Origin of the sequence: Terrihabitans soli, assembly GCF_014191545.1 — a bacterium.
GTDB classification, from domain to species: domain Bacteria; phylum Pseudomonadota; class Alphaproteobacteria; order Rhizobiales; family Methylopilaceae; genus Flaviflagellibacter; species Flaviflagellibacter soli.
Window position 1 is genome coordinate 462501 of sequence record NZ_AP023361.1, and the last position, 21796, is coordinate 484296.

At 61.3% G+C, this 21796-nt stretch carries 23 protein-coding genes, 1 tRNA gene, 2 rRNA genes and 1 riboswitch (1 of these 27 running past the window's edge); of the genes, 15 read left to right on the forward strand and 11 right to left on the reverse strand.

Annotated elements, in window-relative coordinates; genetic code table 11:
* From IZ6_RS02395 to IZ6_RS02415, 5 genes are all read left to right on the forward strand, one after another.
* A 23S ribosomal RNA gene (locus tag IZ6_RS02395) occupies positions 1 to 1600 on the forward strand (it extends 1208 nt beyond the left edge of the window).
* A gap of 76 nt (positions 1601 to 1676) precedes the next feature.
* Positions 1677 to 1790 (forward strand): 5S ribosomal RNA (rrf, locus tag IZ6_RS02400).
* Between the two features lie 90 nt (positions 1791 to 1880).
* Positions 1881 to 1957 (forward strand) — tRNA-Met (locus IZ6_RS02405).
* Between the two features lie 371 nt (positions 1958 to 2328).
* The gene (locus tag IZ6_RS02410) at positions 2329 to 2658 is read left to right on the forward strand and encodes a hypothetical protein (RefSeq protein WP_222876427.1); all 330 of its coding nucleotides are present in this window, start codon (positions 2329 to 2331) and stop codon (positions 2656 to 2658) included.
* A 98-nt stretch (positions 2659 to 2756) separates the two neighbouring features.
* The gene (locus IZ6_RS02415) at positions 2757 to 3686 is read left to right on the forward strand and encodes a hypothetical protein (protein WP_222876428.1); all 930 of its coding nucleotides are present in this window, start codon (positions 2757 to 2759) and stop codon (positions 3684 to 3686) included.
* Here the strand turns inward: IZ6_RS02415 and IZ6_RS02420 are convergent, their stop codons facing one another.
* Both IZ6_RS02420 and IZ6_RS02425 read right to left on the reverse strand, forming a co-directional pair.
* The gene (locus IZ6_RS02420; protein WP_222876429.1) at positions 3687 to 4604 is read right to left on the reverse strand and encodes a DMT family transporter; all 918 of its coding nucleotides are present in this window, start codon (positions 4602 to 4604) and stop codon (positions 3687 to 3689) included. It lies immediately after the preceding gene.
* A 37-nt stretch (positions 4605 to 4641) separates the two neighbouring features.
* Entirely contained in the window at positions 4642 to 5418 is a 777-nt protein-coding gene (locus tag IZ6_RS02425) for an ABC transporter ATP-binding protein (RefSeq protein ID WP_222876430.1), read from the reverse strand.
* A gap of 116 nt (positions 5419 to 5534) precedes the next feature.
* On the opposite strand from IZ6_RS02425, the gene IZ6_RS02430 reads away from it, so the two are divergent.
* Genes IZ6_RS02430 through IZ6_RS02440 form a run of 3 tightly spaced genes read left to right on the forward strand, consistent with a single transcriptional unit; the run spans position 5535 to position 7416 of the window.
* The gene (locus IZ6_RS02430) at positions 5535 to 6191 is read left to right on the forward strand and encodes a pyroglutamyl-peptidase I (RefSeq protein ID WP_222876431.1); all 657 of its coding nucleotides are present in this window, start codon (positions 5535 to 5537) and stop codon (positions 6189 to 6191) included.
* Entirely contained in the window at positions 6188 to 6997 is an 810-nt protein-coding gene (locus tag IZ6_RS02435) for a creatininase family protein (protein ID WP_222876432.1), read from the forward strand. The genes IZ6_RS02430 and IZ6_RS02435 overlap by 4 nt, the downstream gene beginning before the upstream one ends.
* Positions 6994 to 7416 carry a cupin domain-containing protein gene (locus IZ6_RS02440; protein ID WP_222876433.1) on the forward strand — a complete coding sequence of 141 codons (423 nt, stop codon included), beginning with the start codon at positions 6994 to 6996 and terminating at the stop codon, positions 7414 to 7416. The genes IZ6_RS02435 and IZ6_RS02440 overlap by 4 nt, the downstream gene beginning before the upstream one ends.
* Here IZ6_RS02440 and IZ6_RS02445 read toward each other — a convergent pair.
* Positions 7413 to 8711, reverse strand: coding sequence for a lipase family protein (locus IZ6_RS02445; RefSeq protein WP_222876434.1), 1299 nt, complete (start codon positions 8709 to 8711; stop codon positions 7413 to 7415). The genes IZ6_RS02440 and IZ6_RS02445 overlap by 4 nt on opposite strands.
* Before the next feature lie 174 nt (positions 8712 to 8885).
* Here IZ6_RS02445 and IZ6_RS16005 point away from each other — a divergent pair, with 174 nt between their 5' ends.
* Positions 8886 to 9008 (forward strand): hypothetical protein, encoded by a 123-nt coding sequence (locus IZ6_RS16005; RefSeq protein ID WP_263971503.1) that lies wholly within the window; start codon positions 8886 to 8888, stop codon positions 9006 to 9008.
* Between the two features lie 22 nt (positions 9009 to 9030).
* On the opposite strand, the gene IZ6_RS02450 is transcribed toward IZ6_RS16005, so the two are convergent.
* From IZ6_RS02450 to IZ6_RS02460, 3 genes are all read right to left on the reverse strand, one after another.
* Positions 9031 to 10188 (reverse strand): HPP family protein, encoded by a 1158-nt coding sequence (locus IZ6_RS02450; protein ID WP_222876435.1) that lies wholly within the window; start codon positions 10186 to 10188, stop codon positions 9031 to 9033.
* An 87-nt stretch (positions 10189 to 10275) separates the two neighbouring features.
* Positions 10276 to 11094, reverse strand: coding sequence for a DUF2066 domain-containing protein (locus IZ6_RS02455; RefSeq protein ID WP_222876436.1), 819 nt, complete (start codon positions 11092 to 11094; stop codon positions 10276 to 10278).
* A 53-nt stretch (positions 11095 to 11147) separates the two neighbouring features.
* Complete coding sequence (locus tag IZ6_RS02460; protein ID WP_222876437.1) at positions 11148 to 11297, reverse strand: hypothetical protein; 150 nt, start codon at positions 11295 to 11297, stop codon at positions 11148 to 11150.
* 273 nt (positions 11298 to 11570) lie between these two features.
* On the opposite strand from IZ6_RS02460, the gene IZ6_RS02465 reads away from it, so the two are divergent.
* The gene (locus IZ6_RS02465) at positions 11571 to 12992 is read left to right on the forward strand and encodes a methyl-accepting chemotaxis protein (RefSeq protein ID WP_222876438.1); all 1422 of its coding nucleotides are present in this window, start codon (positions 11571 to 11573) and stop codon (positions 12990 to 12992) included.
* Positions 12993 to 13239: 247 nt separating this feature from the next.
* On the opposite strand, the gene IZ6_RS02470 is transcribed toward IZ6_RS02465, so the two are convergent.
* From IZ6_RS02470 to IZ6_RS02490, 5 genes are all read right to left on the reverse strand, one after another.
* Complete coding sequence (locus tag IZ6_RS02470; RefSeq protein WP_222876439.1) at positions 13240 to 13482, reverse strand: hypothetical protein; 243 nt, start codon at positions 13480 to 13482, stop codon at positions 13240 to 13242.
* A 256-nt stretch (positions 13483 to 13738) separates the two neighbouring features.
* Positions 13739 to 15619: a phosphomethylpyrimidine synthase ThiC gene (gene thiC, locus IZ6_RS02475; RefSeq protein WP_222876440.1), complete on the reverse strand. Its 1881-nt coding sequence runs from the start codon at positions 15617 to 15619 to the stop codon at positions 13739 to 13741.
* A gap of 66 nt (positions 15620 to 15685) precedes the next feature.
* Positions 15686 to 15802: riboswitch (TPP riboswitch) on the reverse strand.
* A 44-nt stretch (positions 15803 to 15846) separates the two neighbouring features.
* A complete protein-coding gene (locus tag IZ6_RS02480) occupies positions 15847 to 16269 on the reverse strand; it encodes a hypothetical protein (RefSeq protein WP_222876441.1) in 423 nt (140 codons plus the stop codon).
* Positions 16270 to 16288: 19 nt separating this feature from the next.
* On the reverse strand, positions 16289 to 16696 hold the full coding sequence (locus IZ6_RS02485; protein WP_222876442.1) for a hypothetical protein: 408 nt from the start codon (positions 16694 to 16696) through the stop codon (positions 16289 to 16291).
* Positions 16697 to 16775: 79 nt separating this feature from the next.
* A complete protein-coding gene (locus IZ6_RS02490; protein WP_222876443.1) occupies positions 16776 to 17741 on the reverse strand; it encodes a Bug family tripartite tricarboxylate transporter substrate binding protein in 966 nt (321 codons plus the stop codon).
* Between the two features lie 97 nt (positions 17742 to 17838).
* Here IZ6_RS02490 and IZ6_RS02495 point away from each other — a divergent pair, with 97 nt between their 5' ends.
* The 5 genes from IZ6_RS02495 to IZ6_RS02515 are packed head-to-tail and all read left to right on the forward strand — an operon-like array spanning position 17839 to position 21763.
* Complete coding sequence (locus IZ6_RS02495; protein WP_222876444.1) at positions 17839 to 18051, forward strand: hypothetical protein; 213 nt, start codon at positions 17839 to 17841, stop codon at positions 18049 to 18051.
* The gene (locus IZ6_RS02500) at positions 18051 to 18791 is read left to right on the forward strand and encodes a metal ABC transporter ATP-binding protein (RefSeq protein ID WP_222876445.1); all 741 of its coding nucleotides are present in this window, start codon (positions 18051 to 18053) and stop codon (positions 18789 to 18791) included. Before IZ6_RS02495 ends, IZ6_RS02500 begins: the two co-directional genes overlap by 1 nt.
* Positions 18791 to 19657: a metal ABC transporter permease gene (locus IZ6_RS02505; protein ID WP_222876446.1), complete on the forward strand. Its 867-nt coding sequence runs from the start codon at positions 18791 to 18793 to the stop codon at positions 19655 to 19657. The genes IZ6_RS02500 and IZ6_RS02505 overlap by 1 nt, the downstream gene beginning before the upstream one ends.
* 13 nt (positions 19658 to 19670) lie before the next feature.
* Positions 19671 to 20633, forward strand: coding sequence for a metal ABC transporter substrate-binding protein (locus tag IZ6_RS02510; protein ID WP_222876447.1), 963 nt, complete (start codon positions 19671 to 19673; stop codon positions 20631 to 20633).
* Between the two features lie 35 nt (positions 20634 to 20668).
* Positions 20669 to 21763: a CobW family GTP-binding protein gene (locus IZ6_RS02515; RefSeq protein WP_222876448.1), complete on the forward strand. Its 1095-nt coding sequence runs from the start codon at positions 20669 to 20671 to the stop codon at positions 21761 to 21763.
* Positions 21764 to 21796 lie beyond the last annotated feature (33 nt).

The following is a 21796-nucleotide window of genomic DNA, read 5'->3' on the forward strand; positions in this document are numbered from 1 at the left end:
GCTTTGGGTGTGTACGTATGTACACGCGGTAGCGGAGCGTTCTGTAAGTCTGCGAAGGCGGACCCGTGAGGGCCGCTGGAGATATCAGAAGTGCGAATGCTGACATGAGTAACGATCAGGGGTGTGAAAGACACCCCCGCCGAAAATCCAAGGGTTCCTGCGTAAAGCTAATCTGCGCAGGGTTAGCCGGCTCCTAAGGCGAGGCCGAAAGGCGTAGTCGATGGGAATGGGGTCAATATTCCCCAGCCAGTGGGTAGTGACGGATTCCGTATGTTGTTCGATCTTATTGGATTGATCGGGCCTCGAAGGAGTTCCAGGAAATAGCTCCCACATTAGACCGTACCCGAAACCGACACAGGTGGATTGGTAGAGAATACCAAGGCGATTGAGAGAACTACACTGAAGGAACTCGGCAAATTACCTCCGTAACTTCGGGATAAGGAGGCCTTCTGTATGGGCAACCATGCAGGAGGGGCACAGACCAGGGGGTAGCGACTGTTTACCTAAAACACAGGGCTCTGCGAAATCGCAAGATGACGTATAGGGTCTGACGCCTGCCCGGTGCCGGAAGGTTAAAAGGAGAGGTGCAAGCCTTGAATTGAAGCCCCGGTAAACGGCGGCCGTAACTATAACGGTCCTAAGGTAGCGAAATTCCTTGTCGGGTAAGTTCCGACCTGCACGAATGGCGTAACGACTTCCCCGCTGTCTCCAGTGTAGACTCAGTGAAATTGAATTCCCCGTGAAGATGCGGGGTTCTTGCGGTCAGACGGAAAGACCCCGTGCACCTTTACTGCAACTTTGCGCTGGCGTTTGTGTTGGCATGTGTAGGATAGGTGGTAGGCTTTGAAGCTGCGGCGCTAGCCGTGGTGGAGCCACCCTTGAAATACCACCCTTGTAAATACGAACGTCTAACCGCGAGCCGTTATCCGGCTTCGGGACCGCGCATGGTAGGCAGTTTGACTGGGGCGGTCGCCTCCCAAAGAGTAACGGAGGCGCGCGATGGTAGGCTCAGAGCGGTCGGAAATCGCTCGTTGAGTGCAATGGCATAAGCCTGCCTGACTGAGAGACTGACAAGTCGAACAGAGTCGAAAGACGGTCATAGTGATCCGGTGGTCCCGCGTGGAAGGGCCATCGCTCAACGAATAAAAGGTACGCCGGGGATAACAGGCTGATGATGCCCAAGAGTCCATATCGACGGCATCGTTTGGCACCTCGATGTCGACTCATCACATCCTGGGGCTGAAGTAGGTCCCAAGGGTTCGGCTGTTCGCCGATTAAAGTGGTACGTGAGTTGGGTTCAGAACGTCGTGAGACAGTTCGGTCCCTATCTGCCGTGAGTGTAGGAATCTTGAGAGGATTTGTCCCTAGTACGAGAGGACCGGGATGAACATACCTCTGGTGGACCTGTTGTGGCGCCAGCCGCATTGCAGGGTAGCTATGTATGGACGGGATAACCGCTGAAAGCATCTAAGCGGGAAACCCACCTCAAAACGAGGATTCCCTTGAGAGCCGTGGAAGACGACCACGTTGATAGGCCGGGTGTGGAAGTGCAGTAATGCATGAAGCTTACCGGTACTAATTGCTCGATTGGCTTTATCGCTCTCATTTTCAATGTCCGTAATGACATCGGTCAGATCTCAAACAGATCTCTGCTTGCTTCGACTGTTCTTTGCCGGCCTGGTGGCTTGGCGAGGAGAAAAAACCCGTTCCCATCCCGAACACGGCCGTTAAGCTCCTCTGCGCCGATGGTACTTTGTCTCAAGGCACGGGAGAGTAGGTCACTGCCAGGCCTGCAAAGCACAGTCGCTCACACGATTTCAGACACATACTTTTCTCAGGGCGCGCGCGTCAGCGCCTTCCGCACAAGAAACAAGAATTGACGCGGGATGGAGCAGCCCGGTAGCTCGTCAGGCTCATAACCTGAAGGTCACAGGTTCAAATCCTGTTCCCGCAACCAAACGCAAAAGCCGCCCTTTCGGGCGGCTTTTTTGCGTTTGGATGGGAGCTTTGGATTTGAACCTATTGAGGGGCCCATCGAGCGGCGACGCCGCGAAGATGGGACAGGGATGTCAAATCCTGTCATGCATCTCGACCGAGCTGGCCTCAAATCCTGTTCCCGCAACCAAACGCAAAAGCCGCCCTTTCCGGCGGCTTTTGCGTTTTGCTGGAAGCTTTGGATCTGAAATTCCGGCGTGAGCTCGGCTCGCGCCGATGGGACAAAGAAGCCAACTTCCACCCTAGGAATAACCACCGACACAGGCTTGTAAAACTACGGGAATCTCATAGCCTCGCGAGTCGAGGGGAACAACGGCTCAAAAGGAGCTCCATATGAAACTGAATTTCGGTTGGCTGATGGGTTGTGCAGTTGCGACGGTGGTCGTCGTGGCCGGCGCCGGGGATGCGCTGGCGTGGCACAAGGGCTATCCGCACGATGGCGGCCACAACAAGTGGAAAAGCCAGGAATACAACAGCCACAACAAGTGGAAGAGCCAGCAGTACAACAGCCACAACAAGTGGAAGAGCCAGGAATACAACGACTATCACGGCCCGAACAAAAGCCAGTACCAGAAGAAGAAATACTATCATCAGAAGTACGGCAGCTGGGGTTCGCATCCGCAGTGTATGCACCTCGGACCGTTCGGCATCTGCGAATATTGATCTCGTCGAGAGACATCGGAGGACGGGGCCTTGGCCCCGTCCTTTCTTTTTGTGCTGCAGCTTTCCTGCTGGTCGCGGCACCGTCGGCGTTTGCCCAGATGCAGCCGAAGATCACAACGAATGAAAGCTATATTCAGGAGATCGGCGCCACAGGCCTCAAGATCGAAGAGCCACGCGCCGTTTTCGGGTACATACTGAAAGCGCTGCCGGACGAGGTGACGGTCTATCCGACCGAGAACTACTATTATTTCTATTTCTTCCAGGACGGCGTTCGCTATACGGGCAATATCCGCCTCGCGATCGATCTGCGCGATCAGGGCCTCGTTGCCTTCAATTATTTCCGTGAAGCCACCCCCTGGCAGCAGGACGACAAAGATCACTACCGCGAGCTCGGCAAAAAGGACGGCGTTGCGATCCAGAAGGTCTCGGATCTCGTCTACAGAATTTCGGCGGATGGAGAATCCGTCACCTTCAAACTCAACGACCTGTCGAATGTGAAGCCGCCGGCACTGGCCGAGGGTGAGGTCTATCTCGGCCCGATTTTCGACGAATCCGGCATCCGCTTCTTTTTCGTTTTCGACGAGACGCGCAAACTGTTCCGCTACATTCTGGATGAGACGGTGCCTGTTGCCGACGAACTGATGGAGGCGGACGAGCTGCCTCATGTTTCGCTCGGCCGCCGCACGGGTTTTGCGTTCTTCGACGATCCGGTCGTGCCGCGGAAAATCCTGGTCGGCGTCTATGAAGGCAATGCGCGCATGAACACGGCGTTCGATGGGCCGTTTGATCAACTGCCCGACAATTTTCTGAAAGGCGATGAACTCCGCCGCGCCATTCTTCTCGCCGACCCCGATGCCGATCCGAACATGGACCGCCTCGGCAACCGGCCCGGCGGCCAGGAGCGCGAACTGATCGACCCGTATAAACGCTATGAAAACGTATCGTCGCTGCGCGCGTTCGGCGCCTGCGCCGAAAATGCCAGCGCCGACTGGACCTATCGCTGCCTCGACGCGCTCTTCGAGCAGTAATTATTCGACGATATCGGCCGGCTGCACGCGCTCGCGCGTCAGAAGATAAAGCCCCGCGGCGATCACAACGCCGGCACCCGCAAGCGTCCAGACATCCGGCACATCAGAGAAGACAAGCCAGCCGGTCAGCAGCATGAAGAGCAGCTCGACATAGACGAAGGGTGCGAGCACGGGCGCGGGGGCTCGCGCATGGGCGTGGATCAAAAGGAAATGGCCGAAGCCACCAAGCATGCCGGTCAGAATATGCAGCGACCAGATCAGGGCGTTGTCCGGCCAGTGCCAGACAAAAGGCATGATGGGCGCAAGCGCCAGTGCGCCGAAAAGGCTCGTCACGGCAATCGAGGTGCGCGCCGAGTCGTACGCCGTCACAAAGCGTGTCGCGATATTGTAGAAGGCCGCGCAGATCGCGTTCGCCAGCGCCAGGAGATAGGCGAAGTGGAACGCGCCGAAGCCGGGCTTTGTGACGAGAAGAACGCCGGTAAAGCCGATGATGATGACGATCAGATGCCGCCGGCTCACCCATTCGCCGAGGATCGGGCCGGAAAAGAACGCGACGAGCAGCGGCGTCAGAAAGGCGATGGCGACAGCCTGATCGAGCTGAATGAAGGCGATGGCCGAGAAATTGAAGACGGTCGTGCCGGCCAGAAGGATCGAACGCAGGATCTGCATTCCGGGCTTTTTGGTGCGCCAGACGCCCGGTGCGCTCCACGGATTGAAGATGATCGCCGCAAGACACGCGTGCACGACATAACGCAGCCAGGCGACCTGCAGCGGGTTCTCATGCGCCGAGAGATATTTCGCCGTCGTATCGAGAACCGCAAACAGCGCCATGGCGGCGACCATCAGCGCGATGGCGATCAGGCGCAGCCGCCGCGCGGCGGCGGCATCGGCAGACAGGTGGTCGAGCGGCAGCGCCACTTTTTGTCCTCGGCGTAAATTTCGCGGGGAATTGGCGCTAGGAATGAACCTCTAGAGCTGCCTTGTCGAGGCGGCTTTCGTCGGTAGCGCGGCGCAAAGCCGAGGAAATGGCCTTGGCGTGGCCGGCATAACCGACCGAGGTGCGAAAGGCCTCGCTGCGGGGGAAAGGCTCGGAAATGGCCGTTTCCTCGGCCGTCCGGCCCGGCCGCGGGGTCATCACCACAACGCGCGAGGACAGATAGACCGCCTCGAAAATCGAATGGGTCACGAACACGACGGTCAGAAACAGGCGCTGCTTCAGGGCCAGAAGTTCATCGTTCAGCCGAAAGCGGGTGATTTCGTCGAGCGCGGCGAAAGGCTCGTCCATCAGCAGCAAAGTCGGCTGGGTGACGAGCGCCCGGGCGATGGCAACGCGCATTTTCATGCCGCCCGAAAGCTGATGAGGCTTGGCTTCGGCGAACTCGGTGAGCCCGACAAGCTCGAGCGCCTCCTCCACCCGCAGGCGGGCATCGGCGCGCGATACGCCCCTGAGGCGCAGCGGCAGCCAGATATTGTTGAAGGCGGATGCCCAGGGCATCAGCGTCGGCTCCTGGAAGACATAGCCGATCTCCGGCCGCCCTTTGGGCCATTCGACCTGGCCCTCGCTCGGCTCGTCGAGCCCGGCGATCAGCCTCAGAGCGGTCGATTTCCCGCAGCCGGACGGCCCGATCAGGGTGACGATATCGCCGCCGCCGATATCGAGGTCGAAGCGGTCCAGGGCCTGGACGCCGTTTTCGAAGGTTTTGGAGACGCCGTTCAGGCGGACCATGGTCATGGGGCAGGCTCATAGCATGGCCACCCAGGGGCAACCATGCCCGCCCGCCTCGCGGGCAACCATCAAAGCAGGGCAAGCTTGTGCGTCGGGGCTTCCATCCCTAGCTTGCGGCCACGATGACGACCCTGATCACCGGCTTCGGACCCTTTGACGGCGGCAGCAATGCCTCCGAGGCCCTTGTGCGCGCATTAACCAAACGCCGCATCGAGCTCGGCGAATATGCCCATGGCCGGGTCGAAACCCTGATCCTGCCGGTCGACACGGAGCTTGCCGGCACGCTGCTCGCCGAAGCGGTGGAGCGCTATCGCCCCTCGCATCTTTTGCTGACCGGGCAGGCGGCGGGCCGCAACAAACTCTCGCTGGAGCGCATCGCCACCAATAAGCGCGATTTCCGCACCCCCGATATCGCCGGCAAAGAAGTGCGCGATGCCTGTGTGCTCGACGGCACGCCCGAGCACTATGCCTCGAACTGGCCCGATCTCGACGGCGCTGTCGCGGCGATGAACGCCGCCGGCATTCCGGCCGAAGTGTCGGAGGATTGCGGCACGCATTTGTGCAATCAGGTTCTCTATCTCGCTTTGCACGCGGCGACGACGGCGGGGCAGTCGCATGTTTCGACCTTTCTTCACCTGCCGCTTCTGCCGCAGCAGGTGATCGCAAGGGAGCCTGCTGCGCAGCGCTATCCGAACTGTCCCTACATGCCGCTCGATATGACCATGCGCGGCGTTGAGATCGTGCTCCGGCATGCCGCGGCGCTTGGAGTTGCAGCATGAGCTTTTCCGGACGCTTCTGGGCCGATCTGACCTGGCCGGAGATCGCAGACGCCGATACCTCGTCCTGGATCGCCGTTCTGCCGGTTGCCGCGATCGAGCAGCACGGTCCGCATCTGCCGCTGTCGACCGATCGCGACATCATGCAAGGCTATCTCGCGCGCATCATGGCGCAGGTTCCCGCTGAGATGCCGGTGAGTTTTCTCCCCGTTCAGAATGTCGGCCTGTCGCCCGAGCATCGCGATTTCCCCGGCACGCTGACTTTGTCGCCGGAGACGGCGCTCAGCGTCTGGACCGAACTCGGCGGCAGCGTTGCCCGCGCCGGCGTCAAGAAACTCGTTCTTCTCTCCTCGCATGGCGGCAATACCGGCCTTCTCGAAATCGTCGCGCGTGAACTGCGGGCGCGACATTCCATGCTCGCCGTCACCGCGAGCTTCTCGCGCCTCGGTTATCCGGACGGCTTGTTTTCGCGAGAGGAGATCGCGCACGGCATTCATGGCGGCGAGATCGAGACGAGCCTCATGCTCGCCTTTGCGCCGCAGAAAGTGCGCCAGGACAGGCTCGACGAATTTCCCGCCGAGACCATCCGCATGGAACATGAATTCAAGCATTTGCGTGCCGCGCGCCCCGCCGGTTTCGGCTGGCTGACGCAGGATCTCAATCCGCAGGGCGCCATCGGCAATGCCAAGGCCGCGAATGCGATCAAGGGCGCGCAAGCCGCCGAACACGGCGTGCATGCCTTTGTCGAACTGCTGCAGGATATGACGTCGTTCCCGCTCGAGCGATTGCGGAGCGGTCCGCTCGGATGAAGACCGCGTCCGATGTCATTCGTCTTCTCGGCATGAAGCCGCATCCGGAAGGCGGACACTATGTCGAAACCTTCCGCGATCCGCGTGTTTCCGCCGGGCGCAATGCTTCAACCGCTATCTATTTTCTTTTGCGCCGTGGCGAGCGTTCGCACTGGCACAAGGTCGATGCGGCGGAAGCCTGGCACTTCTACGCAGGCGATGCGCTGAAACTGCGCCTGTCGCGCTATGGGCAGGGCGTCGATGAGCGTGTGCTCGGGCCAAATCTTCTGACGGGCGAGCGCCCGCAGATCGTCGTGCCGGCGGGCGTGTGGCAATCGGCGGAAAGTCTTGGCAATTGGTCGCTGGTCGGCTGCACCGTTGCGCCGGGTTTCCGCTTCGAGGGATTCGAACTCGCGCCGAAAGGCTGGGAGCCGGCTTAAGAGCCGCGTCCGTCCCGCTGTGTTTGCGCATCGACGATAAAGAAGCGCTTCTCCGCAGGAATGTTCGTCCGCACCACCGACGATGCCGGGCCGCTCTCTTTCTTCGCGGCCTTCTTTGCCGGCGCATCCGCGGCCATCGGCACACCGCAATCGGAGGGCGCGGCTTTTCCGGTGAAGCGGTCGGCGATCCACGCCGTCATCGGCTTTGCCGCCGCAGCGCCCGTTTCGAAATGCCCGCCCTTCACCGGCACAAGCGAGGTCGGCGTGCCGCGCGCGCACACGCGATCGGCATAAGCCTGCGTGACGCTCGGCCGGACGATCGTATCGGCCGTACCCTGTGCGAGAAATACCGGAACGCCGGAGGGCATAGCGCCCGGCGAATTTTTCGCCATCAGGTTCTTCCACGGCGCCGTCGCGGTGACGTCGACACCGGGTTTCAAAAATCCTTCGCGCTCGAACGCCTGCTCGATAAACAGCAGCTTGAGAGTCTGGCCCGTGTCCATATTGCAGCCCGAAGCGATGTTCTTGACGACAAGGCCGAGATGCTTCGGCACGACGCCGTCTGTCGAGATGCCGTAAAGCTTCGACCAGGAGGCGAGGGCAAAGGTCGCAAAGACGCGGCCGACCGGATCGTCGGAACTCTCGCGGATCAGCGCGCCGAGATCGGTCGGCGGCGCGGACGCTGCGACGCCGCGCAGCTTCAGGTCGGGGGCATAGCGCGCCGCGAGCTGGCCGGCGAACAGGCTCGCATGGCCGCCCTGCGAATAGCCGGCAGCGACGAACTGATTGCTCGCTTTCGCATCCGGAAGCGCCCGCGCGGCGCGCGCCATATCGAGCACCGCATGGCCCTGATCGGCGCCGATGAGATAAGGATGCGTGCCGGGCGTGCCGAGGCCGGGATAATCCGTCGCCGCAACAACGAAGCCGCGGGCCAGCATGTCCTGCAGTCCGTACATGTTTTCATAGACGTTCGGGAACATCGAGCGCGCACAGCTGCGCGCAACGCCGCTTGTCGCCGGCGCCCATGAGACAACGGGGCGGCCGCCCGCGGGCGCCTCGGTCTTCGGCACGACGATGATGCCTGACACGGCAACGGGCTTTCCATTGCCAGTGGTCGAACGGTAGAGAACTTTATATGCGGCAGATGCGCCGGGCGGGGCGGCAAAGGGCTCTGCGCGAATGATCGAGCCCGGCTTTCCGGACACGGCGCCGGCGGCAGGCGTGTAGAAATCGCCGGCAAAAGCCGGCGCGGAGACGGAAAGGAAAAGCGCCGCACAGGCGGGCAGGAGTTTCATGCGCATTATACCCAAACGCGAAGAGCGTTATGTGGGTTGCGTCCCACTCTCCGCCAATGGTGCTTTAGTCGGCCCGCGTTTCTTCACTATGTCCGGAAGGTTTCCGGAGTGATAAAAGCCGTGTTCCGGCTTATCCGGCATGGCCGGAATGGGGCGAAACTGAGGAGATTTCTTGTGAGCCGTGTCATCGTCGCTCTGTTTGTCGCCGTGCTCGCGCTCGTGGTTGCGATCTCGCTCTACACCAATCTCTCAAATACCGATCAGATCCCGCCGCCGCCGGCGGGCTCGGTGCAGTAGGAGCGGGTCTTCAGGCCTTCGCTTATTTCTTGAGGCCCTGGAAAAGCCCGGCGATGAGATCGGATTGCGTGACAAGGCCGACGAGCTTGTTGTCCGCATCGACCACCGGCATGTGATGCAAGCCGCCGTCCGCCATCAGCGGCACAATGTCGGCGATCGGCGTTTCCGGCCGGACGCTCCTGACCTCCACCGTCATGATATCGGCGACGGTTCCCTGCGGCGCCTTTTCCATGCCGATGGCTTTGCGCAGACGATGGCCGTTGGAGATGCGCGGGCCGCTTGCACCCCACGCCGCTTTGTCGAGAAGATCGGTCTGGGTGACGATGCCGAGCACGGTTGCGTCTTCCGCCGTCACCGGCAGCGCCTTGATATGATGCGCGCGCAAAAGATCATGCGCCTGCTTCAGCGTTGTCGAGGGCGCAACGCCGATGATATCGCGCGACATGATATCGTCGCAGGTGATCTCGCTTGAACGGCGGCGATAGGCTTTCAGCTCGGCCTCGCGTACAAGGCCCGCAATGTCTTCCGGGTTCACGTCGAAGAGCTGGTTATGCTCTTCGAGGACGGCGGTGAGATCGGCCTGGGTGAGGCCGACGCGTGCGGAGGGCGGCACATCGCCCGTCGCATGAACATTGGGCGCGGCCACCGGCTTGTGCGGATAACGGCGGCCGGTGAAGTTGTTGTAGATGAAAGCCGTCAGCAGCAGAAGAATCGTATTGACGCCGACAGGCCACAGCACAAAGCCGTAGCCCGCGGCATGCACGGCCGGGCCGCCGAGCACCGCCGTCAGCGCCACAGCGCCGCTTGGTGGATGGATGCATTTGCAGGCCATCATCAGCGCGATTGCAGCGCCCACAGCCACGGCCGAGGCGATGAACGGGTCCTCGATCCACAGCGCCGCCGTGACGCCGGCGATCGATGCAATGAGATTGCCGCCGAGCACCGACCAGGGCTGGGCGAGAGGGCTTGCCGGAACGGCGAAGAGCAGCACCGAGGACGCGCCCATGGGCGCGATAAGGAGCGGCACCGCGGCGGACGAGCCGAGTGCATATTGGGTCACAAAGCCCGTCACCAGAATGCCGATCAGGGCGCCGATCGAGGCGCGCAGCCGTTCCGTGGCGTTGGCCGATCCGATTTTCGGAATAAGCGGCTTCAGAAAGGAGGGGTGATAGTCGGGCATTATTGGGACTCGACGTTGGGGGCGATAGGTATAGTTCTGCCTGAGAATTAGGCAATCTTCTCGCGCCGATCGGGCGATAACGGCGGTCTATGGCGTCCCGTGACCGGAAAGCGCCTGGGCCGTGCCGCGGACGGCGTTGCGGAAGGCTTCGTCGAAATTCACGCCTTCTATGCCCCAGCGATAGACCGCCCCGTCATCCGAGGTCTGCCAGCGGGCGATCCAGCCGAGCATCCGGTCGCTGAACAGTATATGGCCGGCCAGGACCCGCTCTGCTCCGGCCTCCCGCATCAACGTCTCCAGTGCGGCCGGAACGGGAGTTTTGAGGCCGTCTGCGGCCAGGCCGGACGCCTCGATCATGGCCCGGCTCGGCAGAATGAGGGGCAGGCCATAGCGGCGCGCGGACGCGATGAGGGCGGTGCGCTGCACCGAGCCCGGCTCGCCTTGATCTGTGAGGATGAAGTGGGACGGGCCGAGTTCGACGCCGATGAGAAAGAGGATCTTCGGCCGCTCATCGCCCCAGGGCTTTTGCCCCAGCTCCGCGAGAGCGGCATCAATCCTTTCAGGTGCATAGTCGATGGTGATTTCGAACGGCCGGTCGCGCGTGCCCTGTTCGTCATGCTTGGGAATGCCCGCCATCAGGTCGCGATAGGAAAACGTATGCACGACAGCGGGATCGAATCCGGCGTCGAGTTTGGGGTCTGCCAGAAGCCGCGGATCGCCCGAAACCTTCACCATCACATCGCGATAGCCTTGCAGCAGCGCGGGATCGCGCGTCTCCGGACGCTCGCCGGTGACGAAGACCTGGGCGCGGTAAAGATCGACGACGGGTTCGGCCTGCGCGCCGCCTGAACAAACAGACGCCAGCACAAAAACCGCCGGAACGGCGGAGATCAAAAAGCGGCGCATGCCGGAAATCCTAAAACCCCAGCCCCGCCTTCGCGATCACAAACCCGTGCCGGCTATTTTGCCGGTGGGGCGTTCATGGCCTCGGCAACCGGTGCCTGACCCTGATTGGGTCCGGCAGCGATCACGAACACGGCGATCTGCGCGATGAAGGCAAAAACAAGTGCAGCCCCAGCCATATACAGGCCGGTACGTTCCTTCGACATGACACCCTCCCTAAGCGGGCCACCGGAGAAACTCTCAAAACCCTCCGTTTTCCGGAGGCTATGTTTGTAGTGGCAGTCTGGTCGAGAACGCGGAGCTTGTCACGGCGCTTGCGCGGCGCGTTTGAAGCGAAGCTCTATGCCGCTGATACGACTCAGGTTTTTCCCGTCTGGCCTGTGCGCAGCCGGGGCGGGCGCAAACACAAAGAACAACCGTGCATTAACTGAAAAAAAGAGGTTTCCCGCGACATTTCATTAGCTTCGGGGCGAACCAAAATGCCGAAAAGAATCACGTCGAGTTCCAAATCCATTTTCGTTTCTCTCGCGGTCATTGCCGCCATCGGCGCCTTTGCTGCGTTCGGTCTGCCGGATATCTCGCTCGGCGGAAGTCTCGTTTCGCTTGTCCTTCTCGTGCTTTGCGCCGGTTTGGGCTTTGCCGTTCTTCGCCTGCGAAGCCGCAATGCGCTGCTGACGGCGGCGCTCGATAACATGCCGCAAGGTCTTTGCATGTTCGACGCCTCGGCGCGTCTCGTCCTCTGCAATGCGAGCTTTATCGCGATGTACCGCCTCGATGCCGGAAGCGTTAAACCCGGCATGTCGCTGCGCGAGGTGCTCGACCTCCGCAAGCGCGCCGGCACCTTCTCCGGCGATCCGGAGAAGTTCGTCACCGACCGTTTGGCCGTGATTGCGCAGGGCAAGACGACGAGCGCCTCAAGCGATATGGAGGACGGCCGCATTATTGCCGCCGCCGATCACCTGATGACGGGTGGCGGCTGGGTCGACACCTTCGAAGACATAACGGCACGCCGCAAAGCCGCGCTTGCCGCTGGCGCCTCGCAGGATCAGCAGAAGCGCAAGGCCATCATCGAGGACATCATCAATGGCTTCCGCCGCGAGACGGAAGAGCTTTTGAACCGCACGACCGAGAGCGCCGATCAGATGCGCCAGATGGCGGGCTCGCTGCTCGAATCGTCCGGCGTGACCACCGATCGCGTGCAGAGCGCTGCCCGCATGTCGCGCGATGCCTCGATGAACGTCCAGTCAGTCGCCGCGGCCGCCGAGCAGATGTCGATCTCGATCGGCGAGATCAACCGCCGCCTTGCCCGCACCAACGAGATCGTCCGCGACACGGCAAGCGATGCACAGGGCACCAACACCCAGATCAGCAATCTTTCGCAGGTCTCGACCAAGATCACCGAGATTATTGAGGTCATTCACAAGATCGCCGAGCAGACGAACCTGCTGGCGCTCAACGCCACCATCGAGGCGGCGCGCGCCGGCGAAGCCGGCAAGGGCTTTGCGGTCGTGGCCAGCGAAGTGAAGTCGCTTGCTCTGCAGACCGCCAAGGCCACCGAAGAGATCGGCAACCAGATCAATGAGGTTCAGGCCTCGACAAATGTCGTCGTCACCGCGATGACCGGTGTCACCGGGCGTATGCAGGAAATCAACGACGACACGGCATCGGTCGCGGAATCGGTTTCCCAGCAGAACACGGCGACGAGCGAAATCTCGCGCAATGTCGGCACCGTCGCCGAGGCCAGCCAGGCCATCTCCGATACGCTCGAGGACGTGACGCGCGTCGCCGACACGATGCAGTCATCGGCCCGCACCGTTCTCGATGCCTCGGAAGCCGTCACGACCCATGCGACGCAGCTGCGCAACGCGGTAAAGGAATTCCTCGACAAGGTCGCGGCGTAAAGCTCACCGCACGACACAGGACTTAAGGAAATGCCCGGCCTTTGGCCGGGCATTTTGCGTTTGCGGAGACGCTGCCGCGCCGGATACTGTCTGTACACGATTAACGAATGGACGTTACCGGGAACAGATGCGGCACGAATCGCTGACGCGGCGATGTTCCTAATAAGTCCGCACCAGATATGGTTGGCGAGACCCTTCCGGAGCCCAAGAGAGGCGCTTGCGAAGGCGTTAAACGCCGCTCCAAACGTTAACGCGCCTGCTGCTTCAGTCTCTCCAGAAGATCGTCGATCTCGGTGCCGCTATAGTTGGTGCTGTCGGTCATCACGAAGGCAGTCTTTCGCAGATGCGGGGCAAGGCTCTCTACAAAAACCAGCGTGTCGCGCAGGGTTTTGAAGGGCCGGACATTGCCCGGCCCGCCATGGATGTCACCGAACACCGGCTTGTCGGACCAGGAGACCGTGGCTTCCCGGTCGAAGTCGAAATAGCTCATGGGCGTTCCTCCTCCAGGGGAGTCTAGGGCGGGGCTTGCGCGGAGCAATGGGAAAAGCCGTTATATCGTACATACACGAGTTAACGAATGGGCCGGAGGGGGAACGGACCCGGCACGAATCACTGACGCTGGGATGTTCCGCTTAAGTCTACACAAGATGTGGGTGGCCGCTGTCCGCGGACGCATATTCCTGCGCACGCGGACAGCCGAAAACGCCGCTCAAGTGTTAACACCCGGAGCAAGGCGGTGTGCCGTCTCAGGAAAGCGTCTTGTTGCTCGCCTTCACAGCCTCTTCCGCCACATAGACCTGCCCGCCCATCGCCCGGAATCTTTCCGACATCTCCGACATGCCGTCGATGGCCTTCTGCTCGTTGTCACCGAGGCTCGCCGCATAGTCGCGGACGTCCTGGGTGATCTTCATCGAGCAGAATTTCGGCCCGCACATCGAGCAGAAATGCGCGACCTTATGGGCCTCTTTCGGCAGGGTCTCGTCATGGAAGTCGCGGGCGGTGGTCGGATCGAGGCCGATATTGAACTGATCCTCCCAGCGGAAGTCGAAGCGCGCTTTTGACAGCGCATCGTCACGCAACTGCGCCGCCGGATGCCCTTTTGCGAGATCGGCGGCGTGAGCTGCGATCTTGTAGGTGATGACGCCGGTCTTCACGTCGTCCTTGTTCGGCAGGCCGAGATGTTCTTTCGGCGTAACGTAGCAAAGCATGGCGCAGCCGAACCAGCCGATCATCGCAGCGCCGATGCCGGAGGTGATGTGGTCGTAACCGGGGGCGATGTCGGTCGTCAGGGGTCCGAGCGTGTAGAAGGGCGCTTCGCCGCATTCCTTCAGCTGCTTGTCCATATTGATCTTGATCTTGTGCATCGGCACATGGCCGGGCCCTTCGATCATCACCTGGCAGCCCTTCTGCCACGCGATCTGCGTCAGTTCGCCGAGCGTCTCGAGTTCGGCAAATTGCGCGCGGTCATTGGCGTCATAGATCGAGCCGGGACGCAGCCCGTCGCCCAAAGAGAACGACACATCGTAGCGCCGCATGAGATCGCAGATCTCATCGAAGCGCTCATAGAGGAAGCTCTCTTTGTGATGGGCAAGGCACCATTTGGCCATGATGGAGCCGCCGCGCGAGACAATGCCCGTCATGCGGTTTGCCGTCAGCGGCACATAAGGCAGGCGCACTCCCGCATGGATGGTGAAGTAGTCGACGCCCTGTTCGCACTGCTCGATCAGCGTGTCCTTATAGACCTCCCAATCGAGCTTCACCGGATCGCCGCCGACTTTCTCCAGCGCCTGATAGATCGGCACCGTGCCGATCGGGACGGGGGAGTTCCTTATGATCCAGTCGCGCGTGTTGTGAATGTTGCGGCCGGTCGATAGGTCCATCACCGTGTCGGCGCCCCAGCGGATCGCCCAGACAAGCTTTTCCACCTCTTCCGCGACGGAGGACGAGACGGCGGAATTGCCGATATTGGCGTTGATCTTCACGAGGAAGTTCCGGCCGATGATCATCGGCTCGAGTTCGGCGTGGTTGATGTTGGAAGGAATGATGGCGCGCCCGCGCGCGATTTCCTCGCGCACGAATTCGGGCGTAATGAAAGCCGGCAGCGCTGCGCCGAAGCTCTCGCCGTCGTCGAGCGCATATGCTGCGCGTTCCAGCATGTCTTTGCGGCCGAGATTTTCGCGCTCGGCCACATAGATCATTTCCTTGGTGATGATGCCGGCGCGCGCGAACTCATATTGCGTGACGAGCGCATTGCCTGTTCCCGCAAAAGGCGGATGTTCGATCGGAAAGGCGCGGGCGAGATGCCCGTCACCCACATTGCCATTGTCTTCCGGCTTGATGCTGCGGCCGCAATAGTCCGCAACGCCGCCGCGTTCTTTCACCCATGCGGTGCGCAGGCGCGGCAGGCCGCGTTCGAGATCGACTGAATAGCTCGGATCGGTGTAGGGGCCGGACGTATCGTAGACACGGACGGGAGCCTCATTCGCATCGCTCAGCGCGATCTCGCGCACCGGCACGCGCACATCCGGCGCTGCATCATTTGCAATGTAGAGTTTGGTCGATGCCGGCAGCGGACCGGTGGTGACGCCAGCTTCAATGAAGGCGTTGGGAGAAAATGACTTGTTCATAAGGACCTCCTCGAAAAGACGGAGATCCGGCTTCCAGGAGGATTTGCGGGAAATAAGGAATCTCACCTTGGCCCGCGTGCCCGTCCCTTCGCCGGAATTACCCGGATCAGGTTCAAAGGGTCACCGCGCTGCCTAAGGCTTGCGGTCTCTCAGCTCCTTGTCGGAGCTCCCCTCGGTTTACGAGGAAAAGTCTTTAAGCCTTACGGCCCGCCGGTCAAGTAAAACCGCTATATGCCGAAAATGTCCTTGTCGCCCGGCTGCAGGAACGGGTCGGAGATCGACACGCTGTCGTCGCTTAGCTGATAAGGAAAAACCAACCGTCCGGAAAAGTCGCCGACGTGGTCGAAAGCGGCGGCAATCGCATCCGATGTGCCGCCGCCCGGTAATGTGGTGCGCACGTCATAGACCAGGATCGACGCAATGATCGCGCCGCTCTTTGCTTGGCTGCGATATCCATCTTTCAGCCATTTGATGATGTCGGCTGATTTCGGAGACGCATCTTCGGCGCAGGCTATTGCAGGCACGATTTCGCCGGTTGCCAGCATGGTCACTCCGAACGGAAAAAACTCTCCGTGCTCGCCGAGCCATTTCTCGGCGATGGGAATGACCACGCTCAACAGCTCTTCGAAATCGGCCTTCGGGTCGCGCATCAATCGTCTTCGTGTCGGATCATTTGCCGATCGGCGCGATGGCGGCGATATAGCCGTAATAGACGAAGATGCCGCCGATGATGAGAAGCACGGCCGCCATGACCGGCAGTGTCGCGGTCTTGGTAATGACGCGGGCGCCCTTCTTCGAAATCTCCTGCGTGAACAGAATCCGGAACGTGCCGATCAGAATGGCGAACCAGCCGAATGCGGTGATCAGCGAACGCCAGTCCATCACCCACACATTATGCGTCAGCACAATCGCCAGACCCGTGACGAGCGGCAGCATGCCGGCGATAAAGACCAGCGGCCTCGATGACAGCAGCTGCTTGACCAGGTCGCGGAAGCTGTCGACGTCTTTCAGGATAGCCGCCGCAATGACGAGCATGACCGGCCCGACAAGCTGCGCGATAAACAATGATACGCCCATGATTTTCCCCCCAATATCTTCCCCAGTGTTTCCGCCGGGGAAGATGTTCGGTCAGGCTGTCATAATCAATCGGCCCCGTTCAATCGGCTTTTGCGCCCGACTGTTTGACGATGGGCGCCCATTTGGCGAGTTCCGCGGCAGCAAATTTGCCGAGCTCTTCCGGCGTCGAGGCGACGACGGTCGCCGAGAATTCCGCCAGCTTCTCCTTCACCTTGGGGTCGTTGACGGCCTTGTTTGCCTCCTCATTGAGCTTCTTGATGGCTTCCGGCGGCGTACCGGCCGGGGCAAACAGCGCGTTCCAGGTATAGGTCTCATAGCCGGGCAGAGCCTCGTTCAGCGCCGGCATATCGGGGAAAGTCGCCGCGCGCTGCGGTGAGGTCACGGCGATGCCTTTCAGCTTGCCGGAGCGGATATGCTGGGTGGAGGAGGGGAGATTGTCGAACATGATCGGCACCTGGCCGCCGATGACATCGACCAGCGCCGGGCCCGCGCCCTTATAGGGCACATGCACGAGATCGACTCCCGCCATGGTCTTGAAGAGTTCGCCCGACAGATGCAGCGGCGAGCCATTACCTGATGATGCGTATGAGTATTTACCGGGATTGGCCTTGAGCAGCGCAATCAGTTCCTGCGCATTGTTTGCCGGCACGGACGGGTGGACGACAAGAACGTTTGGCACCGTGACCAGCAGCGAGATCGGCGCAAAATCCTTGATCGGGTCATACGGCATGTTGGGATAAACGGCCGGATTCAGCGCGTGGGTCGCGACCGTCGCCATCAGGATTGTGTAGCCGTCGGGGGTCGCTTTCGCGACGGCGGCGGCGCCGAGATTGCCGCCTGCCCCGCCTTTGTTCTCAACGACGACCTGCTGGCCGAGGCCTTCCGACATCTTCTCGGCAATCAGGCGCCCGACGAGATCGGTCGAGCCGCCGGCGGCGAAGGGGATCACAAGGGTAATAGGGCGGTCGGGGAAACTCTGGGCCGAGGCCGGGGCGGCAAGGCCGAGGGAAACGAGGCAGGCGAGTACAGTGGCGGACAGGCGCATCTGGTCATTTCCTCCATGAGAATTCGGGTGCTGGCGGCTCTTGGGGCCGCTCTGACGCCCCTCAACGTGCCAGAGAGGCGCTGTGTTGCAAGGAAGAATGGACATCCGCCCCGGGCTTGTGTCGTCCGAAGTGTTATATTATAACATTCAGGCCATGGCGTCCCATACCCACCATCATCACCCACGGCCGGCTCGCGGCCCGAGCGGGCCCGGTTTTTCGCTCCTTCTGCTGTCGGCAGGGCAGCGCGTCCTTGGCGCGCTCATTCTTCTCGCGCTCCTGTGGGGCGGCGTGTTCTGGGCGCTCGCCTGATGCCGGCCGCGATCCGTTTCGACGATGTGACGCTCGGCTATGACCGGCATCCCGCGGTGCACCATCTGACCGGGGAGATCGAGGAGGGCAGTCTCACCGCGCTTGTCGGCCCGAACGGCGGCGGGAAATCGACGCTGCTAAAAGCCGTCATGGGCACGCTCACGCCGCTGTCCGGCACGATCACGCTCGCGTCCGAGCCGCACGAGATCGCCTATCTGCCGCAGGCGGTGGAGATCGATACCGGCTTTCCGATTTCGGTCTTCGATCTCGTCTCCACGGGGCTGTGGAAGCGCACGGGCCTTTTCGGCGGCATCGGTCCGGCGGACCGCAAACGCATTTCCGGGGCTCTGGAGACGGTCGGCCTCAACGGTTTCGAACTCCGCCAGATCGGCGCGCTGTCGGGCGGGCAGATGCAGCGGACTTTGTTCGCGCGCGTTCTGCTGCAGGATGCGAAACTCGTTCTGCTCGATGAGCCGTTCACCGCCATCGACGAAGCAACGGTGCGCGATCTCGTCCGCATCGTCGCGCACTGGCAGTCCGAAGGCCGCACCGTCGTCACCGTACTGCACGATCTCGATCTGGCGCGCACCTACTTCCCGCAGTCGATCCTTCTTGCGCGCGAATGCGTCGGCTGGGGCGAGACGAAGAAAGTTCTGACGCCCGATAATTTCCATCGCGCCAAGCGCCTCAGCCAGGCGCCCGATCCGAACGCGCAACTCTGCGCGCGCGAGGTAGCGTGATGTATGAATTTCTGATCGCGCCTTTCGCCGATTTCGATTTCATGAAGCGCGCGCTGATCGGCAGTTTCGCGCTGGCGCTCGGCGCGGGGCCTGTCGGCGTCTTTCTCATGCTGCGCCGTCTCAGCCTCACCGGCGATGCTATGGCGCATGCCATTCTTCCGGGCGCCGGCGTCGGCTATCTCGTCGCCGGGCTTTCGCTTCCGGCGATGACGATCGGCGGGCTTGTCGCGGGCGTCACCGTCGCGGTGCTGTCGGGTCTCGTCGCGCGTTTCACCGCGCTGAAGGAAGATGCCTCGCTCGCCGCGTTTTATCTTCTGTCGCTGGCGCTCGGCGTCATGCTGGTCTCGCTGCGCGGCTCGAATGTCGATCTTCTGCATGTTCTGTTCGGCACGGTGCTGGCGCTCGACAATGCGACGCTCATTCTGATTTCCGGCATCACCAGCCTCACGCTCGTTTCGCTCGCGCTGTTCTTCCGGCCGCTTGTGCTTGAATGCATGGACCCGGGCTATCTGCGTTCGGTCTCATCGGCCGGTGCGCCGGTGCATTTTCTGTTTCTGGCACTCGTCGTGATGAATCTCGTCGGCGGCTTTCATGCGCTCGGCACGCTGCTCGCCGTCGGTCTCATGATGCTGCCCGCCGCCGGCGCGCGTCTGTGGACGCAGGATCTGACGCGGCTTCTGATCGTCTCCGTCATCGCCGGCATGGCGTCGGGCTATCTCGGCCTTCTCGCCTCCTATCATTTCGAAGTGCCGGCAGGTCCGTCGATCATTCTTGCCGCCGGCCTTTTCTATCTCGCCTCGCTTGCCTTCGGCCGCGAAGGCGGTTTCATCCGCCGGCTCGTGCCGGCCCGTCATCTCGAAGCTTAAGGAGAAGCCGCAAATGGTGTCTCGCCGTCTGTTTCTGTCCTCGCTCGCCGCGCTGGGTGTCGTCTTCTCGTCCGGTGCGAATGCACAGGAGAAAGTGCCTGTCGTCGCGAGCTTTTCGATCCTCGGCGATTTCGTTCAGAACATCGGCGGCGAACGCGTTGCCGTGACAACGCTTGTCGGCGCCGACGGCGATGCGCATGTCTATGCGCCCAAACCCTCCGATGCGAAGGCTGTGGCGGAAGCCAAACTCGTCTTCATCAACGGCATCGGCTTTGAAGGCTGGATGGAGCGTCTCGTCGAGAGCTCCGGCTCGAAGGCCGAGATCGTTACCGCCTCGAACGGCATCGCCACCATCGCCTTCGGCGGCGAAGCAGAACACGACGATCATGGGGGCGGGCACACCCATGAGCACGGCGAGAAGGAAGCTCATGACGATCACGATCACGGCGAACTCGATCCGCATGCCTGGCAGTCGGTCGCGAACGCCATGGCCTATGTTGGAAATATCCGCGATGCGCTGATCAAGGCCGATCCGGCGGGCAAGGCCGATTACGAGGCCAATGCCGCGTCCTATCTCGCAAAGCTCGATGCGCTCGATGCGGAAGTCCGCACGACGATTGCCGCTCTCCCGGCCGACGGGCGCACCATCATCACTTCGCACGATGCCTTCGGCTATTTCGCCAAGGCTTACGGGATCGAGGTCGTCGCGCCGCAGGGCGTCTCGACCGAGGCCGAGCCCACGGCCAAACAGGTCGCGTCGCTCATCCGCCAGATCAGGGCGGAAAAAGTCCGGGCGATCTTTGTCGAAAACATCACCGACCCCCGGATGATCAAGCGCATCGCCGAGGAAAGCGGCGCGAAGATCGGCGGGGCGCTCTACTCCGACGCGCTGTCGCAAAAGGACGGGCCTGCCGGGACTTACATTGATATGGTCCGGCACAATATAAGGACCCTGAGCGCGGGCCTGTCGAGCTAGGCCCGAATCTCCGCGAAGGCGCCTAAAGGTTTCAAATGTCTGACAAAATTCCTGTTACCGTGCTCACCGGCTATCTCGGCGCGGGCAAGACCACGCTTCTCAACCGCATCCTCTCGGAGCAGCACGGCAAGCGCTACGCCGTCATCGTCAACGAATTCGGCGAGATCGGCATCGACAACGAACTCGTCGTCGGCGCGGACGAAGAAGTGTTCGAGATGAACAATGGCTGCATCTGCTGCACGGTGCGCGGCGATCTCATCCGCATCATCGAAGGGCTGATGAAGCGCAAGGGCAAGTTCGATGCGATCATTGTCGAAACCACAGGTCTCGCCGATCCGGCGCCCGTCGCGCAGACCTTCTTCGTCGATGAGGAAGTGCAGGACAATGCGCGCCTCGATGCGGTGGTCACCGTCGCCGACGCCAAATGGCTGACCGACCGTCTGAAGGATGCGCCGGAAGCAAAAAACCAGATTGCCTTTGCCGATGTCATCCTGCTCAACAAGACCGATCTTGTGACGCCTGCCGAGGTCGAAGAGGTCGAAGCGCGCATTCGCGGCATCAATCCGTATGCACGCGTCATCCGCACGGTGAAAAGCCAGGTGCCGCTGAGCGAAGTGCTCGACCGCGGCGCGTTCGATCTCGAGCGCATTCTCGAGCTCGAACCGGCCTTCCTTGAAACCGGCGACGGGCATGATCATCACGGTCATGACCATGGGCACGATCACCACGAGCATGGACCGGACTGCGGATGCGGTCACGATCATCACGACCATGATCACGATCATGGCCATTTGCATGCCCATGGCGGGGGCGGCCTGAAGCATTATCACGACGAGCATATGCAGTCGGTCGCGCTCACCGTGTCCGGCGATGTCGATCCGGAGAAATTCATTCCCTGGGTGCAGGATCTCGCGCAGTCGGACGGCCAGAATTTCCTGCGCTGGAAAGGCATCCTGTCGTTCAAGGATGAGCCGCGCCGCTATGTCTTTCAGGGCGTGCACATGATCCTCGACGGCGATCTGCAGCGCGAATGGAAGCCGGGCGAAAAGCGCGATTCCAAGCTCGTTTTTATCGGCAAGGATCTCGACAAGGCCAAATTGCAGGCCGGGTTTGAGGCGACCGCGGCCTGACAGGCCCGGCTGAACGGAGGAGGTGACGCCGCC

Coding starts and splice junctions, on each gene's coding strand:
- IZ6_RS02410 (WP_222876427.1), top strand. CDS start 2,329: ATGAAACTGAATTTCGGTTGGCTGATGGGTTGTGCAGTTGCGACGGTG.
- IZ6_RS02415 (WP_222876428.1), top strand. CDS start 2,757: ATGCAGCCGAAGATCACAACGAATGAAAGCTATATTCAGGAGATCGGC.
- IZ6_RS02425 (WP_222876430.1), bottom strand. CDS start 5,418: ATGACCATGGTCCGCCTGAACGGCGTCTCCAAAACCTTCGAAAACGGC.
- IZ6_RS02430 (WP_222876431.1), top strand. CDS start 5,535: ATGACGACCCTGATCACCGGCTTCGGACCCTTTGACGGCGGCAGCAAT.
- IZ6_RS02435 (WP_222876432.1), top strand. CDS start 6,188: ATGAGCTTTTCCGGACGCTTCTGGGCCGATCTGACCTGGCCGGAGATC.
- IZ6_RS02440 (WP_222876433.1), top strand. CDS start 6,994: ATGAAGACCGCGTCCGATGTCATTCGTCTTCTCGGCATGAAGCCGCAT.
- IZ6_RS02445 (WP_222876434.1), bottom strand. CDS start 8,711: ATGAAACTCCTGCCCGCCTGTGCGGCGCTTTTCCTTTCCGTCTCCGCG.
- IZ6_RS02450 (WP_222876435.1), bottom strand. CDS start 10,188: ATGCCCGACTATCACCCCTCCTTTCTGAAGCCGCTTATTCCGAAAATC.
- IZ6_RS02455 (WP_222876436.1), bottom strand. CDS start 11,094: ATGCGCCGCTTTTTGATCTCCGCCGTTCCGGCGGTTTTTGTGCTGGCG.
- IZ6_RS02460 (WP_222876437.1), bottom strand. CDS start 11,297: ATGTCGAAGGAACGTACCGGCCTGTATATGGCTGGGGCTGCACTTGTT.
- IZ6_RS02465 (WP_222876438.1), top strand. CDS start 11,571: ATGCCGAAAAGAATCACGTCGAGTTCCAAATCCATTTTCGTTTCTCTC.
- IZ6_RS02470 (WP_222876439.1), bottom strand. CDS start 13,482: ATGAGCTATTTCGACTTCGACCGGGAAGCCACGGTCTCCTGGTCCGAC.
- thiC (WP_222876440.1), bottom strand. CDS start 15,619: ATGAACAAGTCATTTTCTCCCAACGCCTTCATTGAAGCTGGCGTCACC.
- IZ6_RS02480 (WP_222876441.1), bottom strand. CDS start 16,269: ATGCGCGACCCGAAGGCCGATTTCGAAGAGCTGTTGAGCGTGGTCATT.
- IZ6_RS02485 (WP_222876442.1), bottom strand. CDS start 16,696: ATGGGCGTATCATTGTTTATCGCGCAGCTTGTCGGGCCGGTCATGCTC.
- IZ6_RS02490 (WP_222876443.1), bottom strand. CDS start 17,741: ATGCGCCTGTCCGCCACTGTACTCGCCTGCCTCGTTTCCCTCGGCCTT.
- IZ6_RS02495 (WP_222876444.1), top strand. CDS start 17,839: ATGGACATCCGCCCCGGGCTTGTGTCGTCCGAAGTGTTATATTATAAC.
- IZ6_RS02500 (WP_222876445.1), top strand. CDS start 18,051: ATGCCGGCCGCGATCCGTTTCGACGATGTGACGCTCGGCTATGACCGG.
- IZ6_RS02505 (WP_222876446.1), top strand. CDS start 18,791: ATGTATGAATTTCTGATCGCGCCTTTCGCCGATTTCGATTTCATGAAG.
- IZ6_RS02510 (WP_222876447.1), top strand. CDS start 19,671: ATGGTGTCTCGCCGTCTGTTTCTGTCCTCGCTCGCCGCGCTGGGTGTC.
- IZ6_RS02515 (WP_222876448.1), top strand. CDS start 20,669: ATGTCTGACAAAATTCCTGTTACCGTGCTCACCGGCTATCTCGGCGCG.